The following is a 14,650-nucleotide window of genomic DNA, read 5'->3' on the forward strand; positions in this document are numbered from 1 at the left end:
TTTCGGAAACATCGCGTCTGTAGGAGAATGTTGTCGATAACATCGGATCTGTCAAGAGGCGGATCGAGATTCACGGTCGAACCGATACCGTGAGAGCGCGCCCAGCCGGCACGAGGAGACCACGCATGGACCAGCACCCCGACCCCGTCGTGCCGGCCGCCGCGAAGCCCGCGACGATCTACGACGTCGCCAGCGCCGCCGGAGTCTCGCACCAGACCGTCAGCCGGTTCCTCAAGGGCTTCGAGGGCATCCGCCCCGAAACGCGCCGACGGGTCGAACGAGCACTCGACGAACTCGGCTATCGCCCCAACCTCACCGCCCGCAGCCTCAAGTCGGGGCGCTCGCACCGCATCGGGGCGCTGACGCACGAGGTCTCGCACGTCGGCCCCAGCCGCATCGCGCAGGGTGCCTCCGCAGCGGCCCGCGAGGCCGGATACGTGCTCGACCTCGTCTCCCTGGACGTGCACGACACCAGGTCGATCGAGGAGTCGCTCGACCTGCTGATCCAGCACGACCTCGCCGGCGTCCTGGCCCTCTCCTCGACCGACGAGATGACCCGCGCCTTCCAGGCGACGAGGTTCCGCGTCCCGGCGCTCATCGCCGTGTCGTCGGAGCACGACGGCGACCGCACCGACCCCGCCGCGGTGCACCTCCACGAACTCGTCGACCACCTCGCCGCCCTCGGGCACCGGCGGTTCGTGCACGTCGCAGGCCCGGACGCGTGGCCTGCCGCCAGGTGGCGCGCACGTGCCTACGAGCAGGCCGTCGCCTCCCACGGCCTCGTCTCCCGCGGCGTGCTCACGGGCGACTGGTCCGCACGCTCAGGGCACGACGCCGTGATGCGCCTCGACCGACTTCCCGATGCGACCGCGTGGATCGCCGCGAACGACCAGACCGCCCTCGGCGTCATGCTCGCGCTCAAGGAACGCGGCGTGCGCGTACCGGACGAGGTCAGCGTCGTCGGAATCGACGACATCGGCGACGCCGCGTACTTCGACCCGCCGCTCACGACGCTCCACCTCGAGTTCGAGGAGCAGGGGCGCGCCTCGGTGCTCGAACTCATCGATGCGATCGAGGGCCGCGACGACGCGCGGCCGCCGATCAGGGCGCCGCACCTCGTGGTCCGGCGGTCGTCCGGGCCGGCACCGGCTGCATGATCGGCCACGCCGTCATCGCCCGGCACGGCGACGACGCGGACCCGTTCCGCGATCCGCTCAGGTCGCCTCGGCGTCGAACGGCGCCGCTTCGCCGGCACCGAGCGGCTCGCCGAGGGCTTCGCGCTTGCGCTTGCGTTGCAGGTAGGCCGAGTTCTCGTTGACGGAAGCCCGCGCGACGGCGGGACGCTCGGGCTCGGCCAACGGGTCGGCGTCGCTCAGGGCCTCGCGGATGATGCGCCGCGGGTCGTACTGGCGCGGATCGAGCTTCTGCCAGTCGACGTCGTCGAAGTCGGGACCCATCTCCTCGCGCATCCGGTCCTTCGCACCGTTCGCGAAGTCGCGCACCCCGCGGACGAACTGGCCGAGCTTGGCCGCGTAATGCGGCAGCCGCTCGGGCCCGAGCAGGAAGACGGCGATCACCCCGATGAGGAGGAGTTTCTCGAACGTCAGACCGAACACCACTACAGGATAGACGGCGGCGAGGCGTCTGCTCGACGTCTGTCCGCGCATCTAGGCTGGGGAGCTGAGCATGGCAGGGAGATGAGCGTGTCCGAACACGACCTGAACTGGAAGTACGTCGACGAATCGGTCGTCGAGCACGACGTCATCGCCCGCGCGCGCCAGCAGTCCCTCGAGCTCGGCGTCGATCCGATCTCGCCGGCGATGGGCGCACAGCTCGCCGTCATCGCCGCCGCGTCGCGCGCCGAGTCGATCATCGAGATCGGCACCGGCATCGGCGTCTCGGGATTGTGGCTGCTCCAGGCGGCGCCGACCGCGCTGCTCACCTCGATCGACACCGAGACGGAGTACCAGCAGCACGCGCGCCAGCACTTCGCCGACGCGGGAGTCGCCGCGGCGCGCATCCGACTCATCACGGGTCGAGCGAGCGAGGTGCTGCCCAGAATGAACGAGGCGAGCTACGACCTCGTGTTCATCGACGCGGATGCCCCGAACGTCATCGAGTACGTCGAGCACGGCCTGCGGCTCGCCAAGGAGAAGGGCAGCGTCATCGTCGCCCGCTCGCTCTGGAAGGGCCGCGTCGCCGACCCCGCACGGCGCGACGACGCCGCGGTCGCGTTCCGGGCGCTCGTCGGCGAGCTGGCGTCATCGTCGGCCGTCGTGACCGCGACGTCACCGGCCGGCGACGGCCTGCTGCAGATCGTCAAGCTCGGCGCGTAGCGCAGGGGTCCGCCGAGCCGGCCTGCACGCGAACCGACCAGTCCTGCACGCGAACCGATCAGTGCAGAGGCCGGCGCCCGAGTCCCCGCTCCGCGGCTCGCGCCGACGGCACTGGATCACTCGGGCGCCGAATCCGCGTCAGGCGGGGTTCACGACGCCGCCGAGGACGTCGTAGAGTTCCTTGGCCTCAGCGTCGTTCACCGAGACGACGAGTCGACCCCCACCCTCGAGCGGCACGCGCACGATGATGAGTCGCCCCTCCTTCACAGCCTCCATAGGCCCGTCTCCGGTGCGTGGCTTCATGGCCGCCATTGAGCTACCCCTTTCGTGGCTGAATCTCCATTATCCCCCGGAAACCCGGAGGCTGGGAAATCGCTGCATCGGTTTGTGGAGAGCGCTCGCCCGGATCAGGGCGGCGTCCAGTCGCGGCCGTCGATGACCCAGCAGATCCAGAGCCATCCGACCTGCAGCGCGAGGAACACCACGACGATGCTCCAGCGGTACCAGCGGGCGCGGGGCACCGCGAGCGCGCCGACCAGCGGGAACATCGGGGCGAGCAGGCGGAACGTGCTCGACTGCGGGAAGAACACCGCGAACAGGTACAGCCCGTAGCTCGCGAGCCAGAGCCTGATGTCGGTGCCGAGGCGTCGCACCGCGGGTAGGAAGAGCACGAGTGCGAACGCGACCGCGAGAGCGATGACGGCGACCGCGCTGCCGATCGGGCCGACGGCGCCGCCGATCCACCACTGCGCACCCTCGAACCATGCGGTGAACGGGACCAGCTCGCCATAGCCGATGTACGCCGCCCGCCAGGCGAGTTCGGTGTCGAAGTACGCGGCCGGGTCGCCGGTGGCGATCCACGCGATCACGGGCCAGGCGAGGCCCATGATCGCCGTGAAGACCGCGACCAGCGCGACGACGACCCGATCGCGGACCGGGAACGGGTCGGTCCTCCGGGTCGCGAACCGCACGATCCAGTGCAGGCCCAGCGTGAGCGCGAACGCCAGCGTGCCCGGCCGGGTGAACGCCCAGACGGCGACGACCGGCACGAGCCATCCGTACCGCCGGTCGACGAGGAGCAGGAGCGCGATCGCGATCCCGAGGAAGCCGAGCGACTCGGCGTACCCGAACTGCAGGATCGGCGACACCGGCGCGACGCAGAACAGCACCACCGCGAACATCGCCCGGTCCGGCTCGAGGAAGCGGCTCATCAACCGGTGCAGCACGAGCGCCGCCCCGAGTCCGGCCGCGGTCGCGATCAGGACCGTCGCGACCTCCGTCTGCACGCCGAAGGTCGTCATGGCTCGGATGAGCGCCGGGAACACCGGCAGGAACGCCCACTGGTTCTCGCCCACGTGCCCGGAGTCGCCGACCGGCAGCTCCGACGGGTACCAGCCGAACGCGATCAGCGCGTACCAGCGCGCGTCCCAGAGGTTCGAGTACTCGAACAGGCCCGGTCGGGCGTCCGTCCAGGCGTTCGGGGCCTGCGCGGCCGCGAACTGGAGCAGGATCACCGTGGTGACCACCCGGGATGCCGCGTAGATCAACGCCACCCGTCCCCACCACGGGATCAGCCGCCAGCGGACGCGCGGCGACCACCGATGGGCACGGAACGGATCGGCCTCGCGGCGGGCCTCGGCCTCGGCCTCGACGAGGGACTGGGCCTCGGGGAGGGATCGGGCCTCGGGGACGGCGCGCGCGTCGGTGAGGGAGCCGTCCTCCGCGTGCGACCCGTCCTCGGCCGTCACCCCCGTCACGCCCCGCCGGACAGCCAGGCGCGCAGCGCGCGCTCCCCGTCGACGATCTGCGACACGAGCACCCGCTCGTCGTCGGCGTGGGCCTTGATGGGATCGCCGGGGCCGAAGTTGACCGCAGGCACGCCGAGCTCGCTGAACCGGGCGACGTCGGTCCAGCCGTACTTCGCGTGCGGCACCGCGCCGACGGCGGCGACGAACTCCTGCGCGATCGCCGCGTCCAGACCCGGACGAGCGCCCGGCGCGGCATCCACGACCTCGACCTCGAACTCGGCGAACAGGTCGCGCACGATCCGCGACGCCTCCTCGACCGACCGACTCGGCGCGAACCGGTAGTTCACGGTCAGCACCGCCTCGTCGGGCACGACGTTGCCCGCGACGCCTCCGGCGACGTGCACGGCGCTGAGCCCTTCGCGGTACTCGAGCCCGTCGACCGCGATCGTCTCGGCCTCGAACGCCGCCAGGCGGTCCAGCGCGGGCCCGAGGGCGTGGATGGCGTTCACGCCCATCCAGCTGCGCGCCGTGTGCGCACGCACTCCGCGGGTGCGGATCTCGGCGCGCAGCGTCCCGTTGCAGCCGCCCTCGACCTGCCCGTTCGAGGGCTCCCCGACGATGGCGAAGTCCGCCTCGAACAGGTCGGGCCGGTTTCGCGCGAGCCGGCCGAGCCCGTTGAGCGCCGCGGCGACCTCCTCGTTGTCGTACCAGAGCCAGGTGAGGTCGTGCTCGGGCTCGGTCAGCTCCAGCGCGAGCTTCAACTGCACGGCCACCGCCGACTTCATGTCGACGGTGCCGCGCCCCACGAGGTACCGCTCGCCGTCGACGTCCTCGTACCGGGTCGGCACGTTGCCGTTGATCGGCACGGTGTCGAGGTGACCGGCGATCGCGACGCGACGCGGGCGACCGAGGTTCGTGCGGGCGACGACCGCGTCGCCGTCCCGGATGAGTTCCAGGTGGCCGGCATCCGACAGCGCGGCGACGATCGCGTCGGCCAACGCGCGCTCGTCACCCGACTCGCTCGCGATGTCGCAGACCGCCTGCGCGATCGAGACGACGTCGGCGGACAGGTCGAGCACGGGCGCGGGGGTGGTCACCATGTCGCCAGTCTACGGATGCCCCGGCGCCCGCCCGCGGGCTTCGTTACGCTGGTTGCATGCCCTCGAACGACGACGCCATCGCCCCTGCCCGCCTCGCCTGGGGCGCGGGCCTCGCCACCGTCGCCGACGACGGCACCGTGCTCGACACGTGGTTCCCGGCGCCCGCGCTCGGCGCGCGTCCGGCCGACGCGGCCGCCCTGGCACCCGAGCACGCCGCGCTCGCGGGTCGCGACGAACGTCGCGCCGTCACCGTGGAGGCGGTCGTCGTCGAGATCGACCTCGACGCGGCGCCGGCGGGCACCGCCGACGCGTACCTGCGCCTGCACGTGCTCTCGCACCTGCTCGCCCGGCCCAACACCGTGAACCTCGACGGGATCTTCGCGCACCTCCCCAACGTCGCCTGGACCAATGCCGGCCCGGTGCACCCCGACGACGTCGCCCGCCTGCGCCCGGCACTCAGCCGAGCCGGCATCCAGGTCGTGGGCCTCGACAAGTTCCCGCGCCTCACCGACTACGTCACGCCCGACCGCGTGCGCATCGCCGACGCCTCGCGCGTGCGCCTCGGCGCGCACCTCGCACCCGGAACGACGGTCATGCACGAGGGCTTTGTGAACTTCAACGCCGGCACGCTCGGCGCCTCGATGGTCGAGGGCCGCATCTCGCAGGGCGTCGTCGTCGGCGACGGCTCCGACGTGGGCGGCGGCGCATCCATCATGGGCACGCTGTCCGGCGGCGGCACGCAGCGCGTCGAGATCGGCGAGCGGGCCCTGCTGGGCGCGAACTCCGGCATCGGCATCTCGATCGGCGACGACTCGATCGTCGAGGCCGGGCTCTACGTCACCGCCGGAACGAAGGTCGCGGTCGTCGGCGGAGCCGGCGAGGCCGCCCGCACGGTGAAGGCGGTCGAGCTCTCCGGCGTTCCGAACCTGCTGTTCCGCCGCAACTCGCTCAACGGCCGGGTCGAGGTGCTCGAGCGGTCGGGTTCGGGCATCGTGCTGAACGCCGCACTCCACGCCTGATCCCCGCCGGAGCCCCCGAGTCCTGCGACGGGGCGCCGCTCCGCTACAGTGATCTCCTCAGGCCGCCGACGGGGGCCTGTCGTCTTGCGACGCACGAGGGAGTGACGTGGGCACCGACCAACCGAGGACCGGCCGTCATCGATGGGTGACGTTCCTGGTCGGACTGCTCGTCGCCGTGCTCGTGATCGGCGTCGCCGCAGCCGGATTCGGCTGGTGGACGGTCAACCGGTCGTTCCCCACCACGAGCGGCCAGCTCGAGGTCGCCGGCCTGAGCGACTCGGTCCGCGTCACGCGCGACGCGAACGGCATCCCGACGATCGTCGCCGAGAACGACCACGACCTGTTCCTCGCGCAGGGCTTCGTGCACGCGCAGGACCGCTTCTGGGAGATGGACTTCCGCAGGCACGTGACGGCGGGCCGGCTCGCCGAGCTCTTCGGTGACTCGCAGGTCGGGACGGACGCGTTCATCCGCACCCTGGACTGGCACGGGGTCGCCGAAGCCGAGTACGCCGCGCTCGACGAGACGACGCGTGGCTACTACGACGCCTACGCCGAGGGCGTGAACGCCTACCTCGCGCAACGTCAGGGCGCCGACCTGTCGCTCGAGTACGGCGTGCTCGCGCTGCAGAACCCCGGGTACTCCCCCGAACCGTGGCACGCCGTCGACTCCGTCGCATGGTTGAAGGCGATGGCGTGGGACCTCCGCTCGAACCTCGAGGACGAGATCGACCGCGCGCTGCTCGCCACGGCGCTGCCCCCCGAGGAGGTCGCGCGCCTCCACCCGGGCTACGCGTTCGACCGCATGCCGACGATCATGGGCGGCATGCCCGCCGGCGCGGCGCCGACGGCGGCACCGGCCGGTGCAGCGGATCCCGGCGACGACGCAGAACGATCGGATGCCTCGGCCTACGCCGCCGCCGCCGCGAACCTCCGCGCCACCCTCGACGGCATCCCCGAACTCATCGGGCCGGCCGGCAACGAGATCGGCTCGAACTCGTGGGTCGTGTCGGGCGCGCTGACCGACACGGGTGCACCGCTCCTGGCGAACGACCCGCACCTCGGCGCGACCATGCCGTCGGTGTGGACGCAGCAGGGTCTCTCGTGCAGCACGGTCGACGAGGACTGCGGGTTCGACGTCGCCGGCTACACCTTCGCCGGGCTCCCCGGGGTCATCATCGGCCACAACCAGCGCATCGCGTGGGGCTTCACCAACCTGGGCCCCGACGTCGCCGATCTCTACCTCGAGCGGATCGAGGGCGACACCTACGAGCTCGACGGCACGATGCAGCCGCTCACGCTGCGCGAGGAGGTCATCGAGGTCGCGGGCGGCGAACCCCGCACCATCACCGTCAGGTCGACCGCGCGCGGACCGATCGTGACCGACATCGAGCCGGCGTTCACCGAGATCGCCGCCGACTATCCCGCCGCGGCCGGGGTCGAGGGGGCTGCGGTCGAGGGCGCCGACCTCCAACTCTCGCTGCAGTGGACGGCCCTGACACCCGGTACGACGGCGGCTGCGATCTTCACCCTGGACCGCGCCCAGACCTGGGAGGAGTTCCGCCTCGCTGCATCGCAGTTCGACGTTCCCGCGCAGAACCTCGTCTACGCCGACGTCGACGGGAACATCGGCTACCAGGCGCCCGGAAGCATCCCGATCCGAGCCGCGGGCGACGGCACCGTGCCGCTTCCCGGCTGGACGAACGCCAACGGCTGGACCGGAACGGTGCCCTTCGAGGCGCTTCCGAGCGAGTTCAACCCGGCGCGCGGGTACATCGTGACCGCGAACAACGCCGTCAGCGGCACCGGTCCGTTCCTCACGGCCGACTGGGACCTCGGATACCGGGCCCAGGCCATCGAACGACGCATCCAGGCGCTCCTCTCCGCGGGCGAGCCGATCACGGCAGCCGATCTCGCCGACATCCAACTCGACACCGCGGACGCGAACGCCGAGGCGTTCCTCCCGATCATCGCCGAACTCGCGCTCGACGGCGACGCCGCGCAGGGGCAGTCGCTGCTCGCCGACTGGGACGGGCGCGCCGACCTCGACAGCGCCGAGGCCGCGTACTTCGCGGTGTTCTGGCGGAACCTGCTCGCCGGCATGTTCGGCGGCCTCCCCGAGGCCACACGCCCGGCCGGCGGCGACCGCTGGTACTCCGTCGTCGGCACCCTCCTCGGCGAGCCCGACTCGCCGTGGTGGGCCGACCCCGGCTCCGGGGCATCCGGACGCGACGCCGTCATCGGAGCCGCACTCGATGCCGCGTGGGCGGAGTCGGCCGAACGCATGGGCGACGACCCCGGCCGTTGGCGATGGGGTCGACTGCACACGCTCACGTTGACGAACCAGAGCTTCGGCGAGTCGGGGATCGCCCCGATCGAATGGCTGTTCAACCGCGGCCCCTACCCGTTGCCGGGCGGATCGTCGATCGCGAACGCGAACGGCTGGGACGCCAGCGAGGGCTACGAGGTGCACTGGGTGCCGTCGATGCGCATGGTCGTCGACCTGGCCGACTTCGACCGGTCCCGGTGGATCAACCTGACCGGCGCCTCGGGCCACGCGTTCCACCCGAACTACGCCGACCAGACCCCGCTGTGGCAGGACGGCGAGCTGCTCGCCTGGCCGTTCACGCGCGACGCCGTCGAGGCGGCCGCCGCCGCGACGCTCGTGCTCCGCCCAGCCGGCTGAGCGCCCCGGGACTCAGGCCCGGGGCGGCGCCCGCCCGGACTACGCGCCCGGGTGGCGGCGCTCCGCCTCGCCCACGTAGAGCTGCTGCGGACGGCCGATCTTCGTCTGCGGGTCGAGGTTCATCTCGCGCCAGTGCGCGATCCAGCCGGGAAGCCGGCCGATCGCGAACAGCACCGTGAACATGCGCGTCGGGAAGCCCATCGCCTTGTAGATCACGCCGGTGTAGAAGTCGACGTTCGGGTACAGGCGACGCTCGCGGAAGTAGTCGTCCTCGAGCGCGAACTGCTCGAGCTCCTTCGCGATGTCGAGCAGCGGGTCGTCCACGCCGAGCCCGTCGAGCACCGCATCGGCGGACTGCTTGACGATCTTGGCGCGCGGGTCGTAGTTCTTGTACACCCGGTGCCCGAAGCCCATGAGCTTGACGCCGTCCTCCTTGCGCTTGACGCGCTCGACGAACTTCGCGACGCCCTCACCGGACTCCTGGATGCGCGCGAGCATCTGCAGCACGGCCTCGTTGGCGCCGCCGTGCAGCGGGCCCGACAGCGCCTGCACGCCCGCCGAGATCGACGCGTACAGGTTCGCACCGGTCGATCCGACCAGGCGCACCGTCGAGGTGGAGGCGTTCTGCTCGTGGTCCTCGTGCAGGATCAGCAGGCGATCGAGCGCCCGCGCGAGCGTCGGGTCGATCGAGTACGGCTCGGCCATGTTGCCGAAGTTCAGGCGGAGGAAGTTCTCGACGAACGACAGCGAGTTGTCGGGGTAGAGGAACGCCTGGCCGATGCTCTTCTTGTGCGCGTACGCCGCGATCACCGGAAGCTTCGCGAGGAGCCGGATGGTCGTCAGCTCCACGTGCTCGGGGTTCTGCGGGTCGGACGAGTCCTCGTAGTACGTCGACAGCGCCGAAACCGCGCTCGAGAGCACGGCCATCGGGTGCGCGGTGTGCGGCAGCGCGGAGAAGAAGCGCTTGAGGTCTTCATGCAGCAGCGTGTGCCGGCGGATCTTCTCGTCGAACTCCGCGAGCTGGTCCGCGGTCGGCAGCTCGCCGTAGATGAGCAGCCACGCGACCTCGAGGTACGTCGAGTGCTCGGCGAGCTGCTCGATCGGATACCCGCGGTACCGCAGGATGCCCTGCTCGCCGTCGATGTACGTGATCGCGGACCGCGTCGACGCGGTGTTCACGAAGCCGTAGTCGAGTGCGGTGAAGCCCGTCTGCCGGGTCAGGGTCGACAGGTCGAGGCTCGAGTTGCCCTCCGCTGCGGTGCGGACCGGGAACTCGGCGGTGCCGCCGGGGAAGCTCAGTGTCGCGGAGACGGGCGTCTGCCCACCTGCAGGATTCACGACGTCGCTCACGGCGCCTCCTGTGATCGTCATGTGTCGGGGTCGCTCTCTCTTCGAGCGCCGTTCGGCGCCTTCGGCCCCTCTAGCCTAGACGTGCCGGAAGGCCACTGTTGCACCCGCCAAGCGATGCGGCCTTCCGTTGCGGCTGCCCACAGCGAACGCCGACCGGATGGACCTGATGGACACGGCGTAGCCGCGCCCGCGCGATCAGCGTGCCGACGCACCCAACCGCTGCGCCGCGGAGGCCACCCGTTCGTCGGTCGCGGTCAGCGACAGCCGCACGTGCTGGGGGAAGTGCGCGCCGTAGAAGTGACCGGGGCCCGCGACGATGCCGAGGTCGGCGAGCCGCGCGATCGACTCCCACGCGTCGCGCCCCTCGGTGGCCCACAGGTAGAGCCCGGCCTCGCTCCGGTCGATGCGGAAGCCAGCCGCCTCGAGGGCGGGCTTGAGCACCTCGCGGCGCGCCCGATACCTGGCCTTCTGCTCGGCGACGTGCACGTCGTCGCGCAGGGCGACCGTCATCGCGGCCTGCAGCGGCGCCGGGAGCATCAGCCCGGCGTGCTTGCGCGCCGTGGTCAGCCTGGCGATCGAGGCGGGGCATCCGGCGACGAAGGCGGCACGGTACCCGGCCATGTTGGACTGCTTCGAGAGCGAGTAGATCGCGAGCGTGCGATCGTGGTCGCCGTCGGTGACCCGCGGATCGAGCAGGCTCGGCACGGCGCCCTCGGCCCATTCGCCCTCCCAGCCGAGCTCGGCGTAGCACTCGTCGCCGACGATCCACGCATCGAGTTCCCGCGCCCGCTGCCGCGCCGCTCGGAGCTCCTCGACGCCGAGGACGCGCCCGTCGGGGTTGCCCGGGCTGTTCAGCCACACGAGCCGCGTCGCCTCGGGCCACTCGGCGGGATCGTCCGAGGCGAACGATGTCGCGCCTGCGAAGACGGCGCCCATCTCGTACGTCGGGTACGCGGCGCGCGGATGCACCACCACGTCGCCGGCACCCAGGCCGAGCAGGAACGGCAGCAGCGCCACGAGCTCCTTCGAGCCGATCGTGGGGAGCACCGAGGACTCGTCGAGCCCCACGACGCCGCGGCGACGCTCGAACCAGTCGACGATCGCGCGACGCAGGGCCGGCGTGCCGATCGTCGCCGGGTAGGCGTGGGCGTCGGTCGCCGCGGCGAGGGCCTCGCGCACGACGTCGGGCGTCGGGTCGACGGGAGATCCGATCGAGAGGTCGACGACACCGCCGGGATGCTCCTCGGCGCGCGCCCGATGGGGGGCCATCAGGTCCCACGGGTAGTCGGGAAGGGGCCCGAGCCCCATGCTCAGTGCCCCTGCGGCGGGAGCGCGGCGACGAGGGGGTGGTCGTGCGCGATCACGCCGACCTTCGCGGCACCGCCCGGCGAACCGACCTCGTCGAAGAACTCGACGTTGGCCTTGTAGTAGTCGGCCCACTCGTCGGGCAGGTCGTCCTCGTAGTAGATCGCCTCGACGGGGCACACGGGCTCGCAGGCGCCGCAGTCGACGCACTCGTCGGGGTGGATGTACAGCGAGCGTTCACCCTCGTAGATGCAGTCGACGGGACACTCGTCGATGCATGCACGGTCTTTCACGTCGACACAGGGGAGGGCGATGACGTAGGTCACGGTGGGTGAGGTTCCCTTCGAGGACTCTTGGTCCTGCCAGTCTATGCCGACGCCGACGCGCCGGAGGCGCCGTGCGACGTCGTGCGACGCAGGGCGCTGCTCGAGGGCCAGGCCACGACGAGCACGCCGATCACGGCCGGGGCGATGGTCCAGATCGTGCCCTCGATCGTCGCCGGCACGAGCACCGAGCCTCCGACGCCCGGCAAGGAGAGCACGGCGACCGAGACGATGACACCGAGCGCCGCGGCTCCGGCGATGAGGCGGCCCGGGTACAGGAGCCGGATGCCGATGAGCAGCGCCGCGACCCCGGCGAGGGCGAGCACCAGGCCCCACGGGATCACGACCTCGTCGAAGCGCCAGTGGTGGCGGTGGCCGATGGTGCCGATCGCTCCGTACAGCAGTCCGACGGCGAGGCCGACGATCGCGGCGACCACGCCGCCGCGACGGGTGTGCGAGGCGTGCGGATCGGTCACGGCGCGGGAGCCGGGGTCACGGTGTAGACGAGCGCGTCACCGTCGCCCGACAGCAGCACGAGCAGGGTCCCGTTCGAGTAGATCTGGGCGCCGAGGTCGACGCCGTCGAACGCCGCATCCTTCGCGAACCCGGCAGCCTCGAGCGCTGCCGCGGCCTCGGGCAGCGGGTCGGCGGAGGTCGGGTCGATGCCGACCACCCAGCCCTGCTCGCCCCCGGTACCGCTCGAGAACGTGATCGAGCCCTCGACGATCGGGATCTCCGCGGGAAAACCCTCGGGCATCTCGCCGCCGAGGCTCACGTCGCCGCCGGTGGCCTCCTCGATGCCTTTCTCGACCCCCTGCTTGACCTGTTCCATCGGGTTGAAGAAGCACCCGGACAGCGCGGTCGCCACGACCCCGCCGATCAGGACGGCGGCGGCGACTCGGAGTCGGGGGTTGCGCAGGTGCGTGGCGGGCATGGCGACGATCCTACCCGCGATGCCCGTGCGGCCGCGGGAGCGATGCCGGGCGGCGGTCCATGCCGGGCGGCTCCGCGCGAGGCCGGTCCGTGCCGCGTGATGCCGTAGCGTGAGGGGACGCGCGGGCACGGCCCGCACCCCCGGAGAGGATCGCCGACGATGACCGACCAGTCCGCCCCGCAGCCCGCCGCCGTCCGCCTCGAGCGCGACGGAACGCTGGTCTCCGTCGTGATCGACCGGCCGAAGAGCCTGAACGCCCTCTCCCCCGAGGTGCTCGGCGAGCTCGAACGCGTCGTCGCCGAGGTGTCGGCCCTGACCGGCGGCCCGGACGGCGTCACGGGCGTGGTACTCGTCGGCGAGGGCGGCCGCGCCTTCGTCGCCGGCGCGGACATCCGTGCGATGTCGTCGTTCACCCCGGAGGAGGGCGAGCGTACCGCGCGCGCCGGCCACGCCGTCGCCGCGGCGATCGAGGCCCTCCCGGTGCCGGTGATCGCGTGCGTCGACGGGTTCGCCCTCGGCGGCGGCCTCGAGCTCGCCCTGGCGTGCGACTTCATCTACGCGACGGATGCCTCGCGTTTCGGCCAGCCCGAGGTCAGGCTCGGCCTCATCCCCGGGTTCGGCGGCACCGTGCGGTTGCCGAAGGTCGTGGGGCCGGCAGTCGCGAAGGAACTCATCTACACCGGCCGACAGGTCGCCGCGGAGGAGGCCGAGCGCATCGGCCTCGTCGCGCGCCGCTTCGCCGACCGCGAGGCCCTGCTCGCCGGCGCACGCGAGACGCTCGAGCTCATCGCGACGAACTCGCCGGCGGCCGTGGGCCTGGCCAAGCGCGTGCTCGTCGAGGCATCCGGCACCCCGACGGCGGCCGCCGTCGAGATCGAGATCGCGGGATTCGAGGATGCGTTCCGGACCGAGGACCACGATGAGGGCATCGCCGCGTTCCTCGAGAAGCGCGATCCGTCGTTCACCGGGCGCTGATCAGGTCCCCTGACCAGCCGAACGCGGTGATGCCCGAGACGGCGGTCAGCCGAGTCGGGCGTGCAGCCAGGCCATGCCGTCGAAGCGCACGCCGTCGGCGCCGAACATCTCGAGGTGCAGGTGCGGGCCGGTCGACTGACCGGTCGTGCCGACGAGGCCGAGCTGCTGGCCGGCGGTGACCTGCTGGCCGACGCTGACCGCGAGCGAGCCGTACTGCATGTGCGCGTACGAGGACGTGACCAGCTCGCCGTCGATGTTGTGCTGCACCTCGACGTTGACGCCGAGCCCGCCGCCGTTCTCGGTCGCGAGCACGACGACGCCGTCGGCGATCGACATGACGGGGCTGCCGTTGCCGGGTGTGAAGTCGACTCCGTCGTGATAGGTCGAGCATCCGGAGCACGGCGCCGAGCGCGGGCCGAAGCCGGAGCTCGTGCGCGACGGGTCGACGACCGGCCAGACCACGAGGTCGCTCTGGAGGAGCGAGACCGAACCGAGGCCCGCGACGCTCGACTGGAGGGGCGGCGGCGCGGCCTCGACCGCATACCCGCCGGTCTCGACCTCTTCGGGCGCCGCCTTCTCGGATACCTCCAGGTGCTGCGGCGCCGCGACGATCACGTCGGCGGCCGCCGGTGCGTACACGTCGGCGACGGGGTTGCCCGCGCGTTCGGCGGTCGCGGTGATCGCGAGCGCGGGGACGCTGGTGACGAACAGCATGCCGCCGGCGAACGTCATCGCCAGGGCGGCGAGCCCGTCGCGGGGGCGCAGGCGCAGGCGGCCGCGGAGCGGCATCGTGAAACGGGCAGAGGGCTTCGTGGCCGCGCGTCGGCGGCCGTGCATGGTGGAGCGCATTGAGGGGGTGCGTCGGGGGTCGAGGGCC

Annotated in this window: 15 protein-coding genes; 5 read left to right on the top strand and 10 right to left on the bottom strand. The window is 71.7% G+C overall.

Translation table 11 applies throughout. The annotated features are described in order from the left end of the window. Positions 1 to 125 precede the first annotated feature (125 nt). The gene (locus ELQ40_RS11980; protein ID WP_127793885.1) at positions 126 to 1,157 is read left to right on the top strand and encodes a LacI family DNA-binding transcriptional regulator; all 1,032 of its coding nucleotides are present in this window, start codon (positions 126 to 128) and stop codon (positions 1,155 to 1,157) included. A 57-nt stretch (positions 1,158 to 1,214) separates the two neighbouring features. Here ELQ40_RS11980 and ELQ40_RS11985 read toward each other — a convergent pair whose 3' ends face one another. Further along, complete coding sequence (locus tag ELQ40_RS11985) at positions 1,215 to 1,616, bottom strand: twin-arginine translocase TatA/TatE family subunit (RefSeq protein WP_127793886.1); 402 nt, start codon at positions 1,614 to 1,616, stop codon at positions 1,215 to 1,217. Between the two features lie 87 nt (positions 1,617 to 1,703). Here ELQ40_RS11985 and ELQ40_RS11990 point away from each other — a divergent pair, with 87 nt between their 5' ends. Further along, on the top strand, positions 1,704 to 2,336 hold the full coding sequence (locus ELQ40_RS11990; protein WP_127793887.1) for an O-methyltransferase: 633 nt from the start codon (positions 1,704 to 1,706) through the stop codon (positions 2,334 to 2,336). Between the two features lie 138 nt (positions 2,337 to 2,474). On the opposite strand, the gene ELQ40_RS11995 is transcribed toward ELQ40_RS11990, so the two are convergent. From ELQ40_RS11995 to dapE, 3 genes are all read right to left on the bottom strand, one after another. Further along, a complete protein-coding gene (locus ELQ40_RS11995) occupies positions 2,475 to 2,648 on the bottom strand; it encodes a DUF3117 domain-containing protein (RefSeq protein ID WP_067875042.1) in 174 nt (57 codons plus the stop codon). 95 nt (positions 2,649 to 2,743) lie between these two features. Further along, positions 2,744 to 4,093, bottom strand: coding sequence for a hypothetical protein (locus ELQ40_RS12000; RefSeq protein WP_240665778.1), 1,350 nt, complete (start codon positions 4,091 to 4,093; stop codon positions 2,744 to 2,746). Next, a complete protein-coding gene (gene dapE / locus ELQ40_RS12005; protein ID WP_127793888.1) occupies positions 4,090 to 5,184 on the bottom strand; it encodes a succinyl-diaminopimelate desuccinylase in 1,095 nt (364 codons plus the stop codon). Before dapE ends, ELQ40_RS12000 begins: the two co-directional genes overlap by 4 nt. 56 nt (positions 5,185 to 5,240) lie before the next feature. Between dapE and dapD the strand changes: the two genes are divergently transcribed. Together dapD and ELQ40_RS12015 are read left to right on the top strand one after the other, a co-directional pair. Then, positions 5,241 to 6,203: a 2,3,4,5-tetrahydropyridine-2,6-dicarboxylate N-succinyltransferase gene (gene dapD / locus ELQ40_RS12010; protein ID WP_127793889.1), complete on the top strand. Its 963-nt coding sequence runs from the start codon at positions 5,241 to 5,243 to the stop codon at positions 6,201 to 6,203. A gap of 145 nt (positions 6,204 to 6,348) precedes the next feature. Continuing rightward, the gene (locus ELQ40_RS12015) at positions 6,349 to 8,886 is read left to right on the top strand and encodes a penicillin acylase family protein (protein ID WP_240665779.1); all 2,538 of its coding nucleotides are present in this window, start codon (positions 6,349 to 6,351) and stop codon (positions 8,884 to 8,886) included. Positions 8,887 to 8,925: 39 nt separating this feature from the next. On the opposite strand, the gene ELQ40_RS12020 is transcribed toward ELQ40_RS12015, so the two are convergent. From ELQ40_RS12020 to ELQ40_RS12040, 5 genes are all read right to left on the bottom strand, one after another. Further along, entirely contained in the window at positions 8,926 to 10,257 is a 1,332-nt protein-coding gene (locus ELQ40_RS12020; RefSeq protein WP_127793891.1) for a citrate synthase, read from the bottom strand. A gap of 174 nt (positions 10,258 to 10,431) precedes the next feature. Further along, a complete protein-coding gene (gene dapC / locus ELQ40_RS12025; protein WP_127793892.1) occupies positions 10,432 to 11,544 on the bottom strand; it encodes a succinyldiaminopimelate transaminase in 1,113 nt (370 codons plus the stop codon). Between the two features lie 2 nt (positions 11,545 to 11,546). After that, positions 11,547 to 11,867: a ferredoxin gene (fdxA, locus tag ELQ40_RS12030; protein WP_127793893.1), complete on the bottom strand. Its 321-nt coding sequence runs from the start codon at positions 11,865 to 11,867 to the stop codon at positions 11,547 to 11,549. Between the two features lie 41 nt (positions 11,868 to 11,908). Further along, positions 11,909 to 12,340 (bottom strand): histidinol dehydrogenase, encoded by a 432-nt coding sequence (locus tag ELQ40_RS12035; protein ID WP_127793894.1) that lies wholly within the window; start codon positions 12,338 to 12,340, stop codon positions 11,909 to 11,911. Beyond that, a complete protein-coding gene (locus tag ELQ40_RS12040) occupies positions 12,337 to 12,798 on the bottom strand; it encodes a hypothetical protein (RefSeq protein ID WP_127793895.1) in 462 nt (153 codons plus the stop codon). Before ELQ40_RS12040 ends, ELQ40_RS12035 begins: the two co-directional genes overlap by 4 nt. Before the next feature lie 159 nt (positions 12,799 to 12,957). Between ELQ40_RS12040 and ELQ40_RS12045 the strand changes: the two genes are divergently transcribed. After that, positions 12,958 to 13,773 (top strand): enoyl-CoA hydratase/isomerase family protein, encoded by an 816-nt coding sequence (locus ELQ40_RS12045; RefSeq protein ID WP_127793896.1) that lies wholly within the window; start codon positions 12,958 to 12,960, stop codon positions 13,771 to 13,773. A 45-nt stretch (positions 13,774 to 13,818) separates the two neighbouring features. Here ELQ40_RS12045 and ELQ40_RS12050 read toward each other — a convergent pair whose 3' ends face one another. After that, complete coding sequence (locus tag ELQ40_RS12050) at positions 13,819 to 14,562, bottom strand: M23 family metallopeptidase (protein WP_164863570.1); 744 nt, start codon at positions 14,560 to 14,562, stop codon at positions 13,819 to 13,821. Positions 14,563 to 14,650: the final 88 nt, after the last annotated feature.

The sequence above is a fragment of the Agromyces sp. LHK192 genome (genome assembly GCF_004006235.1).
GTDB lineage: Bacteria > Actinomycetota > Actinomycetes > Actinomycetales > Microbacteriaceae > Agromyces.